Below are 15,343 nucleotides of genomic sequence, written 5' to 3'. Positions count from 1 at the left end.
ATTACAAAGGGACAATAGTGATGTCAGATCCCGATGCTATGCAGCCCAAAAACGCTATCGGCGAAATGTTGAATCACTTGAGTCCACCCAGGTGCCGATAGGAAATAACAAAGCTATTTCGTGAAGGGGTTTGAAGAAGTGTCCCATTTGGATGGAGGTCAGATTCTGGAACACTTATTGCGGCATCAGCCGCACGATGCCGGAGTGGCTTCCATGTTGCTGCTGTTCACGGTGTACAGCACGCTACGATTCGGGGAGGCGCTCATCTCGCTCGAAGTCACACAGCGCATGCGCTGGCTCATCGTGGCCGCGTGTGTGGCCGGATATGCCCGCTTTTGCGTTCAGTTATGCCTGCTTCCCGTTCTCCAGCGCCAAAGCGATAACTCTCTGGATCTTGTCCCGGTCCTTTTTGCTCTGGCGATTGCTATTGTTGGCCGCGTTGTGGCACTACACAGCATCACGCGCGAAGACCTGCGGCTTCGTATGTTCGTTCTGTCCGCCCTGATGGAAGCCTCTGCAATCCTGGGAACACAAAGCCTCATCCTGTACGCGTCTCATCTTCGTTATCCGCTGGAACCAACCGCCATCGCCGTGATCATCGCGCTTGCGATCATGCTGTGCTTTATGACTCAGGTCTCTGCTGCGATCCTGCTCCGTAAGACAGCAAAGCCATGGCGCAGTACACGGTATGCCTATCCCATTGCAAGCATTTTGGCCGCAGCCGGTATGAGGTACCTGATGCTGTGGGTTAGCCATGCGCCGCATCCTCAAAACATTCTGCTGGAGGACCACCCCGCGCAGCTACAAGTGCCACCATTCGCTGTGCCAATCATCATTGGAGTAGCAGTGCTGCTGCTGTGTGCCGCGCATGCGGTGTTGTTTCTCTATTGGCGAAGTGTTCAATGGAGTCGCGGATTGGCGGAGGCGGAACGTGAGAAAGAAATCGCAAAAGCAATGGCAGAGCAAAGAGCAATGCGCATGCAGAACGAAACACTCCTGGAAGAAATTCGGGAACGCAAACGTGCGGAAGCGAATTTAGCCGCATTTGCTTTTACTGACCCTGTTACGGGCCTGCATAACCGCAGCTATCTCAATGAACGTTTGCTGACAGCACTTCAAAGAAAAGGAATTCGTACCTACACCCATCGCGCCCTGCTTTATATCGATCTGGATAACTTCAAATCTGCAAACGACATGCTGGGTCACATACAAGGTGATGCGCTACTGAAGGAACTGGCAAAGCGGCTGCGGAAACTGGTGCCAGAAGAAGATGTGGTGGTACGACTGGGAGGAGATGAATTTGCCGTCCTGCTTAACTGCACAACAGACGCTGCCAGCGCACTGCGATTTGCTCATCAACTGTTGACGGCTCTGGAGCACCCTGTCGAAATTGCGGGTAACTCGTTGCATCTCTCAGCCTCCATCGGATTATGCATGATCGATGCTGACTATACCGACCCGGAGATCGCTGTTCGCGACGCGGATCTGGCAATGTACTGTGCCAAACGCGAAGGCGGAGCACGTGTTGTCGTCTTTGTTCCTGAGATGTACACCAATATGCTGCGGGCCATTGAAGATCGCAAAGAGTTAAAACGCGCCATCGAAGAAGAGGAATTTGTCCTGTGGTATCAACCTCTCGTAGACATGCAGGACGGTTCCATCTATGGCTCTGAGGCATTAATTCGCTGGCAGCATCCGATCAAGGGATTGCTGGGACCCTATACCTTTATCAGGCTTGCGGAAGAGACGGGCCGCATCATCGATATTGGAAACTGGGTATTGCGTAAGGCATGCGGCGATTTTCATAAGTTCCAGGAAAAGTCACTGAAACCACTTCTGCTTTCTCTCAATGTTTCGTCGAAACAACTGGAGTTACCGGGATATTTTGACCTTCTGGTGCGGACACTGGAAGAAACCGGCATGCCAGCGCACCAGTTACAACTGGAAATTACAGAGAGCATCCTCATGAGCGACCCAGCACTTATGGGGCCGCTTCTACAAAAAATCCGTGCACTCGGCATCAAGATTGCTTTTGACGACTTCGGCACCGGATACTCTTCCCTGAGCTATATTCAGAAGTTTCCCGTTGATACGCTGAAAATCGATCAGAGCTTTGTTCGCTCCCTCATCGATTCGCCCGTCAACGGCAAGATTATTCAACTCATCCTTGGAATGAGCGAAGCATTGGGCATGAGTGTTTCGGTAGAAGGTGTGGAAACAGAGTTCGAAGCGACAACCCTTTTGCGTTTCGGATGTCGTATCGCACAAGGCTTTCTCTACAGCAGGCCTGTGGAGATAGAAACATTCTTCAGCTTGCTGAAAAGAAAGAGTCTGCGACCACCCGAAACCATTCGCCAGCCTGCAGCATAAGTAGCAGGGTCGAACATTAATTCCCGGATTGGGATACGTTCTAAATTATTTTTCTCTTTGTTCGTTTGCTTTATTAACAGTCGCGCCTAAGATATGGAAACTTCGCTGCGACTTTTACTTTCTGCGTTAGGCTTTCTTTGAGGTAACTATGGAGTCCCCGCGACACGAAAACATACCGGTTCGAATTGCGCTCTCTCTTCGGCAACAGGCCGAAGAACTTGCGCATCAACAGGGTATTTCTCTAAACCACTTTGTTACCCAGGCGCTGGAGGAGAAAATCGTGCGCATGCAGAACCCGCCACTGGCGGCTTTTGCGAACCGTCTGCGATCTGCAGGTTAATTTCTGGAGCCATCGGTTCATCCGGCATATCGACGGTAAACACCTTTCTAAGTTTGGCAAGAGGGCAGCTTGAAACACTGCCCCTTTTTTTTCGTTCACGGAAAATTCGACCGGCAGGGCGGATAATCTTGCATAGCAGTTTTTGCGGGAGAAGACGTCATGCAGATCAAAGGCAACACAATCCTGATTACAGGCGGTGGCAGCGGCATTGGCCGCGGACTGGCTGAGGCATTTCACAAAGAAGGTAATCGCGTCATCATTGCAGGACGTCGTAAGTCTGTTCTGGATGAAGTAGTCGCCGCAAACCCCGGCATGAACGCAGAGATTCTCGACATTGACAGTGCGGACGCAGTCAAGTCATTTGCGAATAGCCTGATTGCAAAGTACCCCAATCTGAATGCGGTCATGCATAACGCAGGTGTCATGCGGAACGAAAAGCTGGCGGATGGCAACACAGAAGATGCCGAGGCCACGATTGCAACGAATCTTCTGGGACCGATCCGACTAAACTCCGCGCTGCTGCCACACTTGCTGCAGCAGCCGTCTGCGACCGTGATGACCGTGACCAGCGGACTGGCCTATGTGCCGCTGAGCATGACGCCTACCTACTGCGCTACGAAAGCTGCGATTCACAGCTATACCCAGTCGCTGCGCTTCCAGTTAAAAGACACGGGCGTCCAGGTAATCGAGATCATTCCGCCGTATGTGCAGACGGAACTTATGGGTGACCGCCAGAAAAATGACCCTGCAGCGATGCCACTGGCGGATTATCTGCGTGAAACGTTCGCTATTCTGCGCGATCAGCCGGATGTGGAAGAGGTGATTATTGACCGCGTGAAGCCGCTGCGTTTTGCAGCGGAAGGCGGCGATTACGCGACTTTCTTCCGCACCTTTAACGAACGTATGATTGCCGCGCGCCCGAATGGTTAAGAAAACTACATAACGAACAAGGGGCATGGCTTTGGCTGTGCCCCCTTGTTCGTTTTAGACCAGGGCGGATTCCGCTTCTGCAATACCTGACTGATGACCACTTGTATCTGCGCCTGCATCATGCGGAAGAGCAAGGCTGTCAAAGACTGGCCCCAACGCAACAATAGACATCAGAAGAATCGCCCAGCGGAAATCCGCGAGATGCGGTGCGGCTGCGGAATGTCCGCGAACGTGGGCCACAGAACGCAGCGTCACCGCGCCCACGGCAACTCCCATGCCTACACTCAACTGCATGATGGCGCTCAGGAATCCGTTTGCGCGACTCATGCGTTCGGGTGGAATCTCTGAGTAGGCCAACGTGGTGAGGCAAGTAAATTCCATAGACCTGCATGCGCCATGGACGAACAACACCAGCAGAAGCAACACTACCGGCGTGGAAGGCGAAAGGAACGCACACACCACCATCGACAACGCCGTGAAGATGCCATTCACGATGAGGATGCGGCGAAAACCAAATCGCCGCAACAACGGCAGCACGATGGACTTCATGCTGAGGTCGCCGCCGAAGAGCGCCAGCAAATACAGACCACTGCGAAATGCGTTGAGTCCAAAGGCAATCTGGAACATAAGTGGCAAAAGGAACGGAAGTACAGACACCGCAAGACGAAACGCGCTGGCGCCGTAAATCGACAGCGAATATGTCTTGCGCCGCATCGACTCAAAATCAATCAGCGAAGTCTCCTGCCTGCGCCGCGCATACACGATAGCCAGGACACCGCACAGCAGACTGAGAACCAGCATGGTCACCGGAACGGGCCAGCGCGTCTCTCCTCCGCCGAGCAGCTCCATCGCATAGACACTGCCTGCGGACGCAATGCCACCCAAGGCAAACGTGCCCCAATCAAACGGGTGACGTTCGCCGGTGCGAACATTCTCAATCCACAACATGGCAAGGATGAGCGCCGCGATACCCAACGGCACATTCATCAGAAAGATCCAGTGCCAGCTTGCGTAAGTGGTAATAAATCCACCCAGTGGCGGCCCCAGCACCAACGCCGTCAGTCCCGGCCACGAGATATACGCAATCGCCTGCGCCAGCTTGTCTTTGGGTGTTTCGCGCAGCACGATCAAGCGCCCCACAGGCACCATCATGGCGCCGCCCATACCCTGCAGAATGCGCATCAGCGTGAATTGCGTAAGGTTTTGCGAGACCGCGCACAGCAACGATGCCACGGTGAAGATGCCCACCGCCGTAGCAAACACAGAGCGCGATCCAAAGCGATCCGTCACCCATCCGCTGATGGGAATCAGCACGGCCAGCGTGAGCATATACGCCGTCATACCAATGTTCAGGCTAACGGCGGTGGCATGGAAACTCTTCGCCATCTGCGGCAGCGCCGTGGCAATCACGGTGCCGTCCAGGTTCTCCATGAAGAACGCACCCGCAATCAGCGAGGTGACATAAATGGGGGAACGCGGCTTCATCAAATCATTTTTTCACGAACCCAGCGAAACCACCTCGACGATGCCATTTCCGACAAACGCGTTTATCGGTACTAATCCAGCAGGTAGAGATGTGTCTTTGACGATGGCTCAGCTTCCAGCAAGCGGCCCTTTCGATTCGCGTGCGAGGACCGTTTTCTCGAGTTCTGTTCCGGACAGGTAGGCTCGGAAAAAACGAAGCGCATGTTCCATGTCTGTCCCTTGAAGTTGAGCCCTCACCCACCGTCGGAATTCCTTTTTACTCTCTCGCGACGCCTGGGCCAGTTCTTGGCCATGTTCTGTGATTCCTATGCTAATGCGCCGACGATCATCCGCCGCTGTCTCGCGTAAAAGGAGCCCCGCATTCACCATTCGGTCGATGAGTCGGCTCGGATGTCCGCCTTCGGCGACGAGCAACTCGCCTAGCTCTCCCAAAGACATCGGGCCGCAACGCTCCAGAATCTGGAGTACCTCCGCTTGACCTGCGGTAATACCAAGAGGGCGCAAGAGTTCGTTCAATCGACGCTCAGATTCACGCATCGCTGCCTTCAGCAAAAGGCCGATCTCCTCAATTTCATCTAGACGCTTTTTCAAAGTTCTATCTTCTGAATCATTATTACATGCCATAACATCTATTCGCATAGCATATATATTCGGTGCGACATGGGGTTCCTATGAAAGCGATTATTGTTCGGGATTTTGAAAGTACCCCTTCCTATGGCGATTTCCCCGAACCGATTGTGAGCGAAGGAGAAGTGAAGATTACTGTGGCCGCCGCCACGCTCGCTCCTATTGTTCGTTCCATCGCTCAGGGAAAGCACTACGCAGGAAGCAAGGAACTTCCTTTCGTTCCCGGAATCGATGGCGTTGGACGACTTCCTAATGGCAATCGCGTCTACTTTCTTTTTCCACGGGCTCCATTTGGCAGCATGGCCGAATATACCGTCCCTAAATTGAAATGGTGTGTCCCGGTGCCAGATGACGTCGATGATGTCACAGCGGCAGCAGTGCCAAACTCCGGTATCTCGTCATGGATTGCATTGACGGTCCGTGGCGACTTCCGGCCCAGCCAGGTAGTTGTAGTGAACGGTGCAACCGGGTCGGCTGGGAGCCTGGCTGTTCGCGTCGCAAAACATTTGGGAGCCTCCAAGATCATCGCTACGGGACGGGATGTTACCAAACTGGAAGCTCTGAAGAGTGCTGGAGCCAACGTGATTATTCCTTTAGAGCAGCCTGAGGACCAACTCGTGGAAGCCTACCGGCAAACTTTCGACGAGGGTGTCGATGTCGTTCTCGATTACCTCGGAGGCATACCAGCCGAGAGAATGATCCGTGCTCTCGCAAGGGGACGAGGATCTGCAGTGGGAGAGCCGCGTATCCGTTTTGTGCAGGTAGGCGGCTCCGCTGGAAAATCCATCCTTGTCGACACTCATGCAATGAGGAGCACCGGCCTAGAGATCGTCGGCTCTGGATTGGGAGCTTTCTCAATCGATACAGCAACGCGTTGTGCTGGTGAACTTCTGAACGCAATCAGTCGAGCAGGACTTTCTCTGCCCACCCAAAGTGTGTCTTTTGCCGATGTTGACGAAGCCTGGAAAGATACGAGCGACACGCGGAAGATCGTCTTCCGCCCCTAACTAGGCATTGCTGCTGCTCGGCTAAACGAAAAGGCCCGAAGAAGCGTCCCGAAAGGGCAGTGGCCGGCGGATTGGTGTGATTGGTAACGACAAGTCGGCTTGTGGGAAGTTGAAGCTCGCAAAGAAAGCCCCGCACTCCAACAGGAGATGCGGGGCTTCATGCTTCGAGAGAAAAACTTACTTCGCGCTCTTCTCCGCGTATGCCTTGATGGACTTCTCAATGACCTCATACGCGTAATCGACCGGTTTCCAGCCTTCGATCTTTACTGACTTACCTTCAAGATCCTTGTAGGTAGAAAAGAAGTGGACGATCTCCTTCAGCTTGTGCGGGTGAATCTGCTCATAGCTGGTGATGTCAAAAAAGCGCGGGTTGGCACACCCCACGGCGAGAATCTTCTCATCGCCTTCGCCGCCATCAATCATCTCCATCAGACCGATGGGACGCACTTCCTGCAGGCAACCGGGGAAGCTGGGCTCATCCACCAGCACCAGCACGTCCAGCGGATCGCCGTCATCGCCCAGCGTGGAGGGCAGGAAGCCGTAATCGCCGGGGTAATGCACCGGGCTGTACAGATTGCGGTCCAGTCGGAAGACTTCCAGTTGCTTGTCGTACTCAAACTTCATGCGGCCCTGATAAGGAATTTCGATCACCGCGTTTACGACTTTTGGCGCTTTGGCGCCCACTGGCAACTTCAAATAGTTCGGCATAAGGCTCTTTCGGGTCTCTTTGTCGAGAAGGTTTGGCTGCCGGGAACAATACGCCCCGGGGCGGGGCTTCGGCAACTCCAGACCAGTGTACCTTTCGCCCCACGTATCCTCCAAGCCTGTGTCCGAGAGGCGACATATAGCCGAAATCGCTATAATCCGGGCATGCGCGCCCATGTTTATGTCACGTTGAAGACCACGGTTCTCGATGCCCAGGGGCAGACGATTGCCAACGCCCTCCGCCGCCTGCATCACCCGCAGGTAGAGTCCGTCCGTCAGGGCAAATACTTTGTGCTGACCCTGGCCGACAGCCTGACTGGCGACGCCGCCAAGGCCGAAGTGGAGCGCATTGCCAATGAAGTGCTGACGAATCCTGTGATTGAGGAATACACCTACCGGCTGGAAGAATAGTTGGCGAAAACGATTAAAAGGCCGTTGCCTCTGAGAGGTAACGGCCTTTCTGATGCTTGAAACCGGCAACAGATCAGACCGTCATCAGTTCCTTTTCCTTCACCTTGAACATGTCGTCCAATTGCTTGATCTGGGCGTCGGTCATCTGCTGAATCTCTTCCGTAGCGCGCTTTTCATCGTCGGCGCTGATGAGTTTGTCCTTGGCGGACTTCTTCACGCTGTCGTTGCCGTCGCGGCGGATGTTACGGATGGCAGTCTTATGGTCTTCCAGGATGCCGGAAAGCTGTTTTACGGAATCGCGGCGGCGCTCCTCTGTCATGGGCGGAACGGGAACGCGGATGATCTTGCCGTCATGCATGGGGTTGAAGCCCTGACCGCTGGTCCGGATGGCCTTTTCAATCAGGCCCACCGTGCCGATATCGAACGGCTGCACCACAATCTGCTGCGCTTCCGGAGCGGACAGCTGTGCCAACTGGTTGATGGGCATTTCGCTGCCGTAGTAATCCACGCGGACGTTGTCCAGCATGTGCACGCTGGCGCGGCCGGTGCGCACGGCCAGCAGGTTGGTGCGGAAATCTTCCACGGCCTTGGTCATGCGGGTGCTGAGCTGTCCGTGCAGATCCTTCAGCGCGGGGATATTTGCCATCTGGGATGCCATCGTTTTTGTTCCTCTACTGGCGCAATGTGCGCAACGGGGTTGATTTTATCGGAATCCCCGGGAGACTGCCTGTGGCTCACTGCCTCAACGCATTCCGGCACCGCTATGAGGATTCTCACATTCGCCTCAGCACGAAGGAACATTCCCTGCTGCCCAATCCGTATTGCCAGAAACATGCGGCGCAGTGATCGCAGTTTTTTGCATCTCCCTCAGTTCCGAGGAAAGGACCACACCGTAATGCAGACACGCATCGCAGCCGCACTTCTGTGCACTCTTTCAACCGCAGCCCTGGCCCAGGCCCCGTCAGTAAACGGACAGTGGAACGTCCACATTGACGTGGCGGGCAATGAACGCGACTTCTCCTGCAAATGGACGCAGGAAGATAAGAAACTCAACGGCGGTTGCAGTGAGATGACCGAATTTTCCGGCTCTGTGGATGGCAGCAATGTCACCTGGCAGGCAAGAGGGGATCAGGCGTCACTGAAATTCACGGGCAAACTGAACGCCGACGGCACCATCACCGGCACCGTCAATGTCATTGAATACAGCATCGACGGCGACTTCAAAGCCACTCCCGTAAAGTAACGACGGCCAAAGCTACTTCTGCGGAAAGTCTTTCCACGCAATGCGCGGGATGGTGAAGATGTCGCGGCTGCGCGTGTAGTCTCCAAGCCCGCCCATGCGGCCGATGAGGTTCAGCTTCGCGTTGTCGATGTAAAGCCTCTCCTCGTTCACAAACACGTCGCGGCGAATGTGCAAACGTTCGCCGCGCGCAATCAACACGGTGGACGATCCGCCGGTTTCAATCCACTGAAACGTCCGGCACTCAATGGAAACCGGCGAGGCTGCAATGCGCGGCGGCGACACCGTTTCGCTGGGCGCAATCTCCAGCCCTGCCATCACCAGCTCATCCAACCCACGCGGCGCGTCCGTCGCCGTAATGTTCATGGCCTCTGCCAGCTCTTCCGAAACAAGGTTGATCACCAGTTCACCCGAAGCGCGGATATTCGCCAGCGTGTCCTTCCCTTCGCGATCCGGTGCAGGCGAAAAGCCCACACAGAACAGCGGTGGATCAGAGCTGACCACATTGAAGAACGAAAACGGCGCAGCATTTGCCCGGCCCTGGTCGTCCAGCGTGGTTATCCACGCAATGGGGCGGGGCGTAATCGTGGAAGCCAGCAGTTTGTAGGTGTCGGACAGAGGAAGCGTGGTCAGATCAAAACTGCGGCTGTCGAGCATAACAATTGGATGCTGCGCAGGTCCGCATCGAACCGGACACTGCCTCCGTGAGGGTAATTCCATGGAACATCTGTGAAAACCACACGTACTAAAGCCCATGGAACAGCTTCTATCTCGCACCCGGCGATGGACCGAACTGGTCACACTCACGTTATCGCTGATGCTGTGCGTCATCGCCTACGGACAAAGTCCCTCTGCACAGATGCCAAAAGCCATGCCACTCAATGCAGACCCGGACTGGGAAGTCGCATCCGTGAAAGCCACCGATCCCACTGAAACACGCGGCCAGCACATCAACATGGATGGCAGGCGTGTGCTGTTGCTGGGAAGCACTGTGCAGCAACTTCTGCTGATTGGCTATGGTGTGCAGAAGGTTCAGATTGCCAATATGCCAGGATGGGCCGAGACACAGCGCTGGGACGTAACCGGCGTCCCGGACACGGAAGGCGCTCCCAGCCTGAAGCAGGTGCAGACACTGATGCGGAAGATTCTGGCGGAGCGCTTCGGACTGGAACTGCACCACGAACAGCGGGAGATGCCGGTGTTCGCGCTGACCGTGGCGAAGGGTGGCTCGAGAATGATTGAGAACACGAGCAAACCCGACGGCCCGATGGATCAGAGAAACAGCCACTCAAGCGTGAGGCACGTGGAGAATCTCACGAACACGTCCATCTCCGAACTTGTGTTGATCCTGCAATTCAGCGTGAATCGGCCAATCGTCGACCAGACAGGGCTGAAGCGGCGTTATGACCTGAAGCTGGAATGGGCGCCAGACGATGCTTCCCCCAGTGACGCTGCAGACGCACCGCCGGGACTGTTTACGGCACTCCAGTCACAAGCCGGACTGAAGCTGCAGCCCGTAAAGGCGCCCGCGGATACGCTGGTGATCGACACGATTGCGAAGCCGAAGCCCGACTGACCTGTACTGTGCATTCGCAGAACGATAGCATCAGAACAGCCGTATGCGATCCGTACTTCCCAGCCACACGCGCCCGATATGGGCGGAAATCTCCGCTTCACGTCTTGTCGCCAACTACCGCGCCCTACAGGCCGCCGCGGGGCCGCAAGTGGATGTGCTGGCCGTGATCAAAGCCAATGCCTACGGGCACGGCGCCACGGAATGCGCGCCGATCCTCGCCGCCGCCGGTGCGAAGTGGCTTGGCGTGACCTCTGCTGAAGAGGGCGTGGCGGTGCGGCAGTCGCTGGGGATTCTGCCGCAGGGCATGCCGCAACCGCGTCTACTGGTGATGTGTAGCCTGTGGTTTGGCGAAGAAGCCTCAGTCCTTGACTATGCTCTGACTCCGGTGGTCTGGGAGACATACCATCTGGATTTGCTGGAAGCAGAAGCGAAACGGCGTGGGTTCCCAGCTCAATCACTTGCGGTGCATGTAGAGATTGATACCGGTATGTCACGCCAGGGCGTGGCTCCCGGTGCGTTACTGCAGCAGTTGCTCTCACGCTTCACCGCGCATTCACCGCTGCTGCTGGAAGGTGTGATGACACACCTGGCGTCCACAGAAATTGCCGATGACCCACAGGACCGCCGCCAGATGCGCGACTTCACCCATGCGCTGGAGCAGGTAGCCGCAGCAGGATTGCGCCCTGCATACGTGCATGCGGGCAACACCTCATCCACTGACAGTGGCTATATGCCGCAGGCAATTCCAGCGTTGGCCGAATCGTTGGGAGCAAGAGCTATGACGCGTGCAGGTCTTGCGCTGTATGGCTATACGTTGCCACTGGAAATGCGACGGGGCATACCGAATCCGCATGTCGCCTCTTCGCTGCAACCCGTGATGGCGTGGAAGACGCGCGTGGTCAGCCTGCGCGATATCGACACGGGCACCACCATCGGCTACAACTCCACCTTTGTTTCCGTTACGCCGATGCGGCTCGCGCTGCTGCCGGTAGGATACGCGGACGGCTTCCGACGCGGCCTGTCTTCTTCCAGCGAGGAAGAGGGTGGCAGTGTTTTGCTGCATGGTGTGCGTGTGCCGATCCTGGGACGCGTATCCATGGACCTGACCGTGATCGACGTAACGGACATTCCACAAACAAAGATCGGCGATGAAGTCATCCTTATCGGTGCATGCGGCAGTGAGTTTGTGGGGGCAGACGAACAAGCGCACATTGCAGGCACCAGCGTCTACGAAGTGCTGTGCGGCATCAGCGACCGTGTGCCGCGCGTCGTGGTGGAGTAGCGAATCGGTTCATCCACGGCGCATCACATGATCGAGTGCTATACGTTCTTTGTAGTTATCGCGATACCGTAGATGCGCGGCATGCTTGCGCTGCGTCTTTCGATTGTGTTTCAGTGGGCAATCCATCAATAAGTTGTGAGGTAGTGCGTGAAGACGTATCGTGCGGGTGTGCTGTCGTATCTGGGTCTAATGCTTTGTCTCGCCACCGGCAGTGTGGCCGCACAAACCGCGACGACACTGCTGGTTGGCATTGATCGCAGGCAGACTATGTCACTGAACGGCGACTGGCACTATCTGGTGGAGCAGCCACCGGCACGCGAGTTGTACGACAACAGCGGCAAGGTGAAGGATAGCGGCTACGCACAAAACACCCATCCCAATATCAGCACAGGCAAGCACAACAGCGAGTATGACTTCGCCACTGCACCCACGCTGAAGGTGCCGGGTGATTGGAACACACAGGACCCGACCCTGCTGCGTTTTGAAGGTGTCGTCTGGTACCAGCGTGACTTCGACTTCCAGCCAACACCCGGCACGCGAACGTTCGTCCATGTTGGCGCGGCAAACTACCGGTCCTATGTGTGGGTGAACGGAAAAAGGATCTGCCAGCATGAGGGCGGCTTCACTCCCTTTGATTGCGACGCCACAGAAGCCCTGCATGAGAACAAGAATTTCGTTGTGATTGCGGTGGATTCCACGCGGCACCAGGACGACATTCCATCACTAATGTATGACTGGTTTAACTACGGTGGCCTGACGCGTGATGTTTCTCTGGCTACGGTACCGGAGCGCTTCATTGATGACTATGACGTTCATCTGCGCAAGGAACCGGCGTTCCAGGCCTCTGGACAGCGCACGCTGCAGGGATATGTGCACGTGATGGGCGCGGGTGCGGGCACGCCCGTTTCGCTGACCATTGCGGATGCCGGCGTGACCGTCCACGCCACCACGGATGCTGATGGCAAGGCATCGTTCGCGGCTGTTGCAAAAAGCCTGGCGCTTTGGTCGCCGCAAACCCCGCGTCTGTACAAGGTGCGGATCGCATCCGGTCGCGATGCAATTGATGAAGAAATTGGCTTCCGCGATATCCGCGTGGACGGCACGCGCATCCTGCTCAACGGTAAGGCCATCTTTTTGCAGGGCGCGAACATGCATGCAGAGGCTCCCGTACGCGGCGGTCGAGCGAACTCTGACGACGACGTGCGCAACATCTTCACCATGCTCCACGATCTTCATGCAAACTTTGTGCGGCTATGCCATTACCCGCATGATGAACGCATGACGCGTACTGCGGACAGGGCCGGTGTCATGGTGTGGTCAGAGATTCCGTTGTGGCAGGGCATCTCATTCGACAAGCCCGAGGTCTATGACAAGGCCGTGGCCATGCTGCATGAGATGGTTCGTCGGGACCGCAACAAAGCATCGATCATTTTCTGGTCGGTTTCGAACGAGACACCTCGCAGGGAGGACCGGACACGCTTCCTGACGAATCTCGCCAACGAAGCCAGAGCCATCGACAGCACGCGGCTGATCACGTCGGCCTTGATTGGGCCACGCGTAGACCGCGACCTTATCGTGCAGGATGATCCGCTGACACAGGCGCTGGATGTCATTGGGCAGAATGAGTACATCGGCTGGTACGAAGGCACGCCTGAATCTGCGGATACGAAAACGTGGCAGTTCCCGCAGAAGCCGGTGATTATGTCAGAATTCGGAGCCGAGGCGAAGTTCGGAAATCATGGCGGCCCGAATGACCGCTGGACCGAAGAACAGCAGGTAAATGTCATGATGCACCAGCTTGCCATGCTGAACAGGATTCCGCAGGTACGCGGCCTGACGCCGTGGGTGTTGATGGATTTTCGATCGTCCACACGCAACATCCCCAGGCTGCAGGACGGGTTCAATCGCAAGGGCCTTTTCTCTGAAACCATGGAGAAGAAGAAGTCGTTCTTCCTGTTCGAAAAAACGTACGCGGAGCATACCGCAGGCAGAGCGGAATAGCCTGCTGTCAGATGCCCAGCTCTGAGCGGATGGCCTGTGCGATGGCTTCCGCGTGATGCTTCATGGACGATTCATCTTCCGCTTCAATCATCACGCGTGCCAGCGCCTCTGTGCCGCTGTAACGAATCACAACGCGTCCCGTATCTGCCAAGGCATTTTCTGCTTCACGAATCTTTTCCGCAATGGAAGAGATGCCTTCCAACGGTTTCTTTTCGCGCACCTTCACATTGACGATGACTTGCGGGAAAGTCTTCAGGTCCTCCGTTAGTTTGGCTAACGAACTTCCGCTGCGATGCACAATATCCAGCAGCAACAGCGCCGTCAGCAGGCCGTCGCCCGTAGTGGATTTGCCTGTGAAGAGTATGTGGCCGCTCTGTTCCCCGCCCAGTGAAGCGCCGGTCTTCTTCATCTGTTCCAGCACATATTTATCGCCCACGGGCGCACGCAACATGCGTATGCCGCTGCGCTTCAGCGCAGCTTCCAACCCCATATTGCTCATCGTTGTTGCAACGACGGTGTTGTCATGCAGCAACCCCCGCGCCTGCAGATCACGCGCAGCCAACAGCATCACCGCATCGCCATTGATCACACGACCATTCTCATCGGCAAACATGGCGCGGTCCGCATCGCCATCAAACGTGATGCCAATGTCAGCCTTATCTTCAAGCACATACTTCGCCACAACTTCAGGCTTGGTTGCGCCGCAATCGACATTGATATTGCGGCCATCAGGACTGGCATTGCGAATGCGAACTTCGCCTCCGAGCCCGTCAAACAATTGCGGCGCCACAGCGGATGCGGCTCCATTGGCGCAATCGACCACGATGCGCTTGCCATCCAGAGAAAGCCCCGGCACAGCGGCCAGCAACGAACGTACATACTCCGCACGATCCGCCTCTTCCACGGCAGGCGCAGCGGTGTGAATCGTCGAGTGGTTCGAGTTCGATTCCAACTGGCGGAAAATCTCTTCTTCAATTGCAAGTTCCGTTGCATCCGGCAGCTTGTAACCGTCCGGGCCGAAAACTTTGATGCCGTTGTCCTGCCAGGGATTATGCGACGCAGAGACGACCACACCCGCGGCAAAGCCGTGGGAACGAGTGAGGAACGCAACGGCTGGCGTGGTGATAACACCCGCGGACTCGACCACAGCCCCACCGTCGCGAAGCCCTTCTGTGATGGCAGCAGCAATCCATTCACTGGACTCACGCGTGTCTATGCCAAGGATCACCTTCGGCTGCGTTTCAGGAGCGGCAATATGATGCGCCAAAGCCACGCCAACGGCGTGGATGGTGCGAGGGTCGAGGGGAGATTGTCCTGCAACGGCACGGATGCCGTCTGTTCCGAAGAGCTTTCTCATTCGTGTTTCATT

The 15,343-nt window shown here is 55.9% G+C and carries 15 protein-coding genes; 9 read left to right on the top strand and 6 right to left on the bottom strand.

Annotation, left to right across the window (positions count from 1 at the left end; all coding sequences use genetic code 11):
• The first annotated feature begins 591 nt into the window (after positions 1-591).
• The 3 genes from AB6729_RS12120 to AB6729_RS12110 all read left to right on the top strand — a co-directional run bounded on the left by AB6729_RS12120 (position 592) and on the right by AB6729_RS12110 (position 3,640).
• A complete protein-coding gene (locus AB6729_RS12120; RefSeq protein ID WP_371081878.1) occupies positions 592-2,370 on the top strand; it encodes a putative bifunctional diguanylate cyclase/phosphodiesterase in 1,779 nt (592 codons plus the stop codon).
• A 148-nt stretch (positions 2,371-2,518) separates the two neighbouring features.
• Entirely contained in the window at positions 2,519-2,710 is a 192-nt protein-coding gene (locus tag AB6729_RS12115; protein WP_371081877.1) for a toxin-antitoxin system HicB family antitoxin, read from the top strand.
• 159 nt (positions 2,711-2,869) lie between these two features.
• Positions 2,870-3,640, top strand: coding sequence for an SDR family oxidoreductase (locus AB6729_RS12110; protein ID WP_371081876.1), 771 nt, complete (start codon positions 2,870-2,872; stop codon positions 3,638-3,640).
• Positions 3,641-3,694: 54 nt separating this feature from the next.
• Here the strand turns inward: AB6729_RS12110 and AB6729_RS12105 are convergent, their stop codons facing one another.
• Positions 3,695-5,125 carry an MFS transporter gene (locus tag AB6729_RS12105; RefSeq protein WP_371081875.1) on the bottom strand — a complete coding sequence of 477 codons (1,431 nt, stop codon included), beginning with the start codon at positions 5,123-5,125 and terminating at the stop codon, positions 3,695-3,697.
• A 108-nt stretch (positions 5,126-5,233) separates the two neighbouring features.
• Positions 5,234-5,749 (bottom strand): MarR family winged helix-turn-helix transcriptional regulator, encoded by a 516-nt coding sequence (locus AB6729_RS12100; protein WP_371081874.1) that lies wholly within the window; start codon positions 5,747-5,749, stop codon positions 5,234-5,236.
• A gap of 47 nt (positions 5,750-5,796) precedes the next feature.
• Between AB6729_RS12100 and AB6729_RS12095 the strand changes: the two genes are divergently transcribed.
• The gene (locus AB6729_RS12095) at positions 5,797-6,759 is read left to right on the top strand and encodes a zinc-binding alcohol dehydrogenase family protein (protein ID WP_371081873.1); all 963 of its coding nucleotides are present in this window, start codon (positions 5,797-5,799) and stop codon (positions 6,757-6,759) included.
• A 177-nt stretch (positions 6,760-6,936) separates the two neighbouring features.
• On the opposite strand, the gene AB6729_RS12090 is transcribed toward AB6729_RS12095, so the two are convergent.
• Positions 6,937-7,467, bottom strand: a complete 531-nt coding sequence (locus tag AB6729_RS12090) for an inorganic diphosphatase (RefSeq protein WP_371081872.1) — start codon at positions 7,465-7,467, stop codon at positions 6,937-6,939.
• 162 nt (positions 7,468-7,629) lie between these two features.
• Between AB6729_RS12090 and purS the strand changes: the two genes are divergently transcribed.
• On the top strand, positions 7,630-7,875 hold the full coding sequence (gene purS / locus AB6729_RS12085) for a phosphoribosylformylglycinamidine synthase subunit PurS (RefSeq protein WP_047494718.1): 246 nt from the start codon (positions 7,630-7,632) through the stop codon (positions 7,873-7,875).
• A gap of 73 nt (positions 7,876-7,948) precedes the next feature.
• On the opposite strand, the gene frr is transcribed toward purS, so the two are convergent.
• Entirely contained in the window at positions 7,949-8,533 is a 585-nt protein-coding gene (gene frr, locus AB6729_RS12080; protein WP_371081871.1) for a ribosome recycling factor, read from the bottom strand.
• A 237-nt stretch (positions 8,534-8,770) separates the two neighbouring features.
• On the opposite strand from frr, the gene AB6729_RS12075 reads away from it, so the two are divergent.
• A complete protein-coding gene (locus AB6729_RS12075) occupies positions 8,771-9,118 on the top strand; it encodes a hypothetical protein (RefSeq protein ID WP_371081870.1) in 348 nt (115 codons plus the stop codon).
• A gap of 12 nt (positions 9,119-9,130) precedes the next feature.
• Here the strand turns inward: AB6729_RS12075 and AB6729_RS12070 are convergent, their stop codons facing one another.
• The gene (locus tag AB6729_RS12070) at positions 9,131-9,772 is read right to left on the bottom strand and encodes a flavin reductase family protein (protein WP_371081869.1); all 642 of its coding nucleotides are present in this window, start codon (positions 9,770-9,772) and stop codon (positions 9,131-9,133) included.
• Between the two features lie 97 nt (positions 9,773-9,869).
• Between AB6729_RS12070 and AB6729_RS12065 the strand changes: the two genes are divergently transcribed.
• The 3 genes from AB6729_RS12065 to AB6729_RS12055 all read left to right on the top strand — a co-directional run bounded on the left by AB6729_RS12065 (position 9,870) and on the right by AB6729_RS12055 (position 13,974).
• Positions 9,870-10,691, top strand: a complete 822-nt coding sequence (locus AB6729_RS12065) for a TIGR03435 family protein (protein ID WP_371081868.1) — start codon at positions 9,870-9,872, stop codon at positions 10,689-10,691.
• Between the two features lie 43 nt (positions 10,692-10,734).
• A complete protein-coding gene (gene alr, locus AB6729_RS12060) occupies positions 10,735-11,973 on the top strand; it encodes an alanine racemase (protein ID WP_371081867.1) in 1,239 nt (412 codons plus the stop codon).
• 147 nt (positions 11,974-12,120) lie between these two features.
• A complete protein-coding gene (locus AB6729_RS12055) occupies positions 12,121-13,974 on the top strand; it encodes a glycoside hydrolase family 2 protein (protein WP_371081866.1) in 1,854 nt (617 codons plus the stop codon).
• Positions 13,975-13,981: 7 nt separating this feature from the next.
• On the opposite strand, the gene glmM is transcribed toward AB6729_RS12055, so the two are convergent.
• A complete protein-coding gene (gene glmM / locus AB6729_RS12050; protein WP_371081865.1) occupies positions 13,982-15,331 on the bottom strand; it encodes a phosphoglucosamine mutase in 1,350 nt (449 codons plus the stop codon).
• Positions 15,332-15,343 lie beyond the last annotated feature (12 nt).

It is taken from the genome of Terriglobus sp. RCC_193, from assembly GCF_041355105.1.
GTDB lineage: Bacteria > Acidobacteriota > Terriglobia > Terriglobales > Acidobacteriaceae > Terriglobus.
This window is presented reverse-complemented; position numbering and strand designations above follow the sequence as displayed.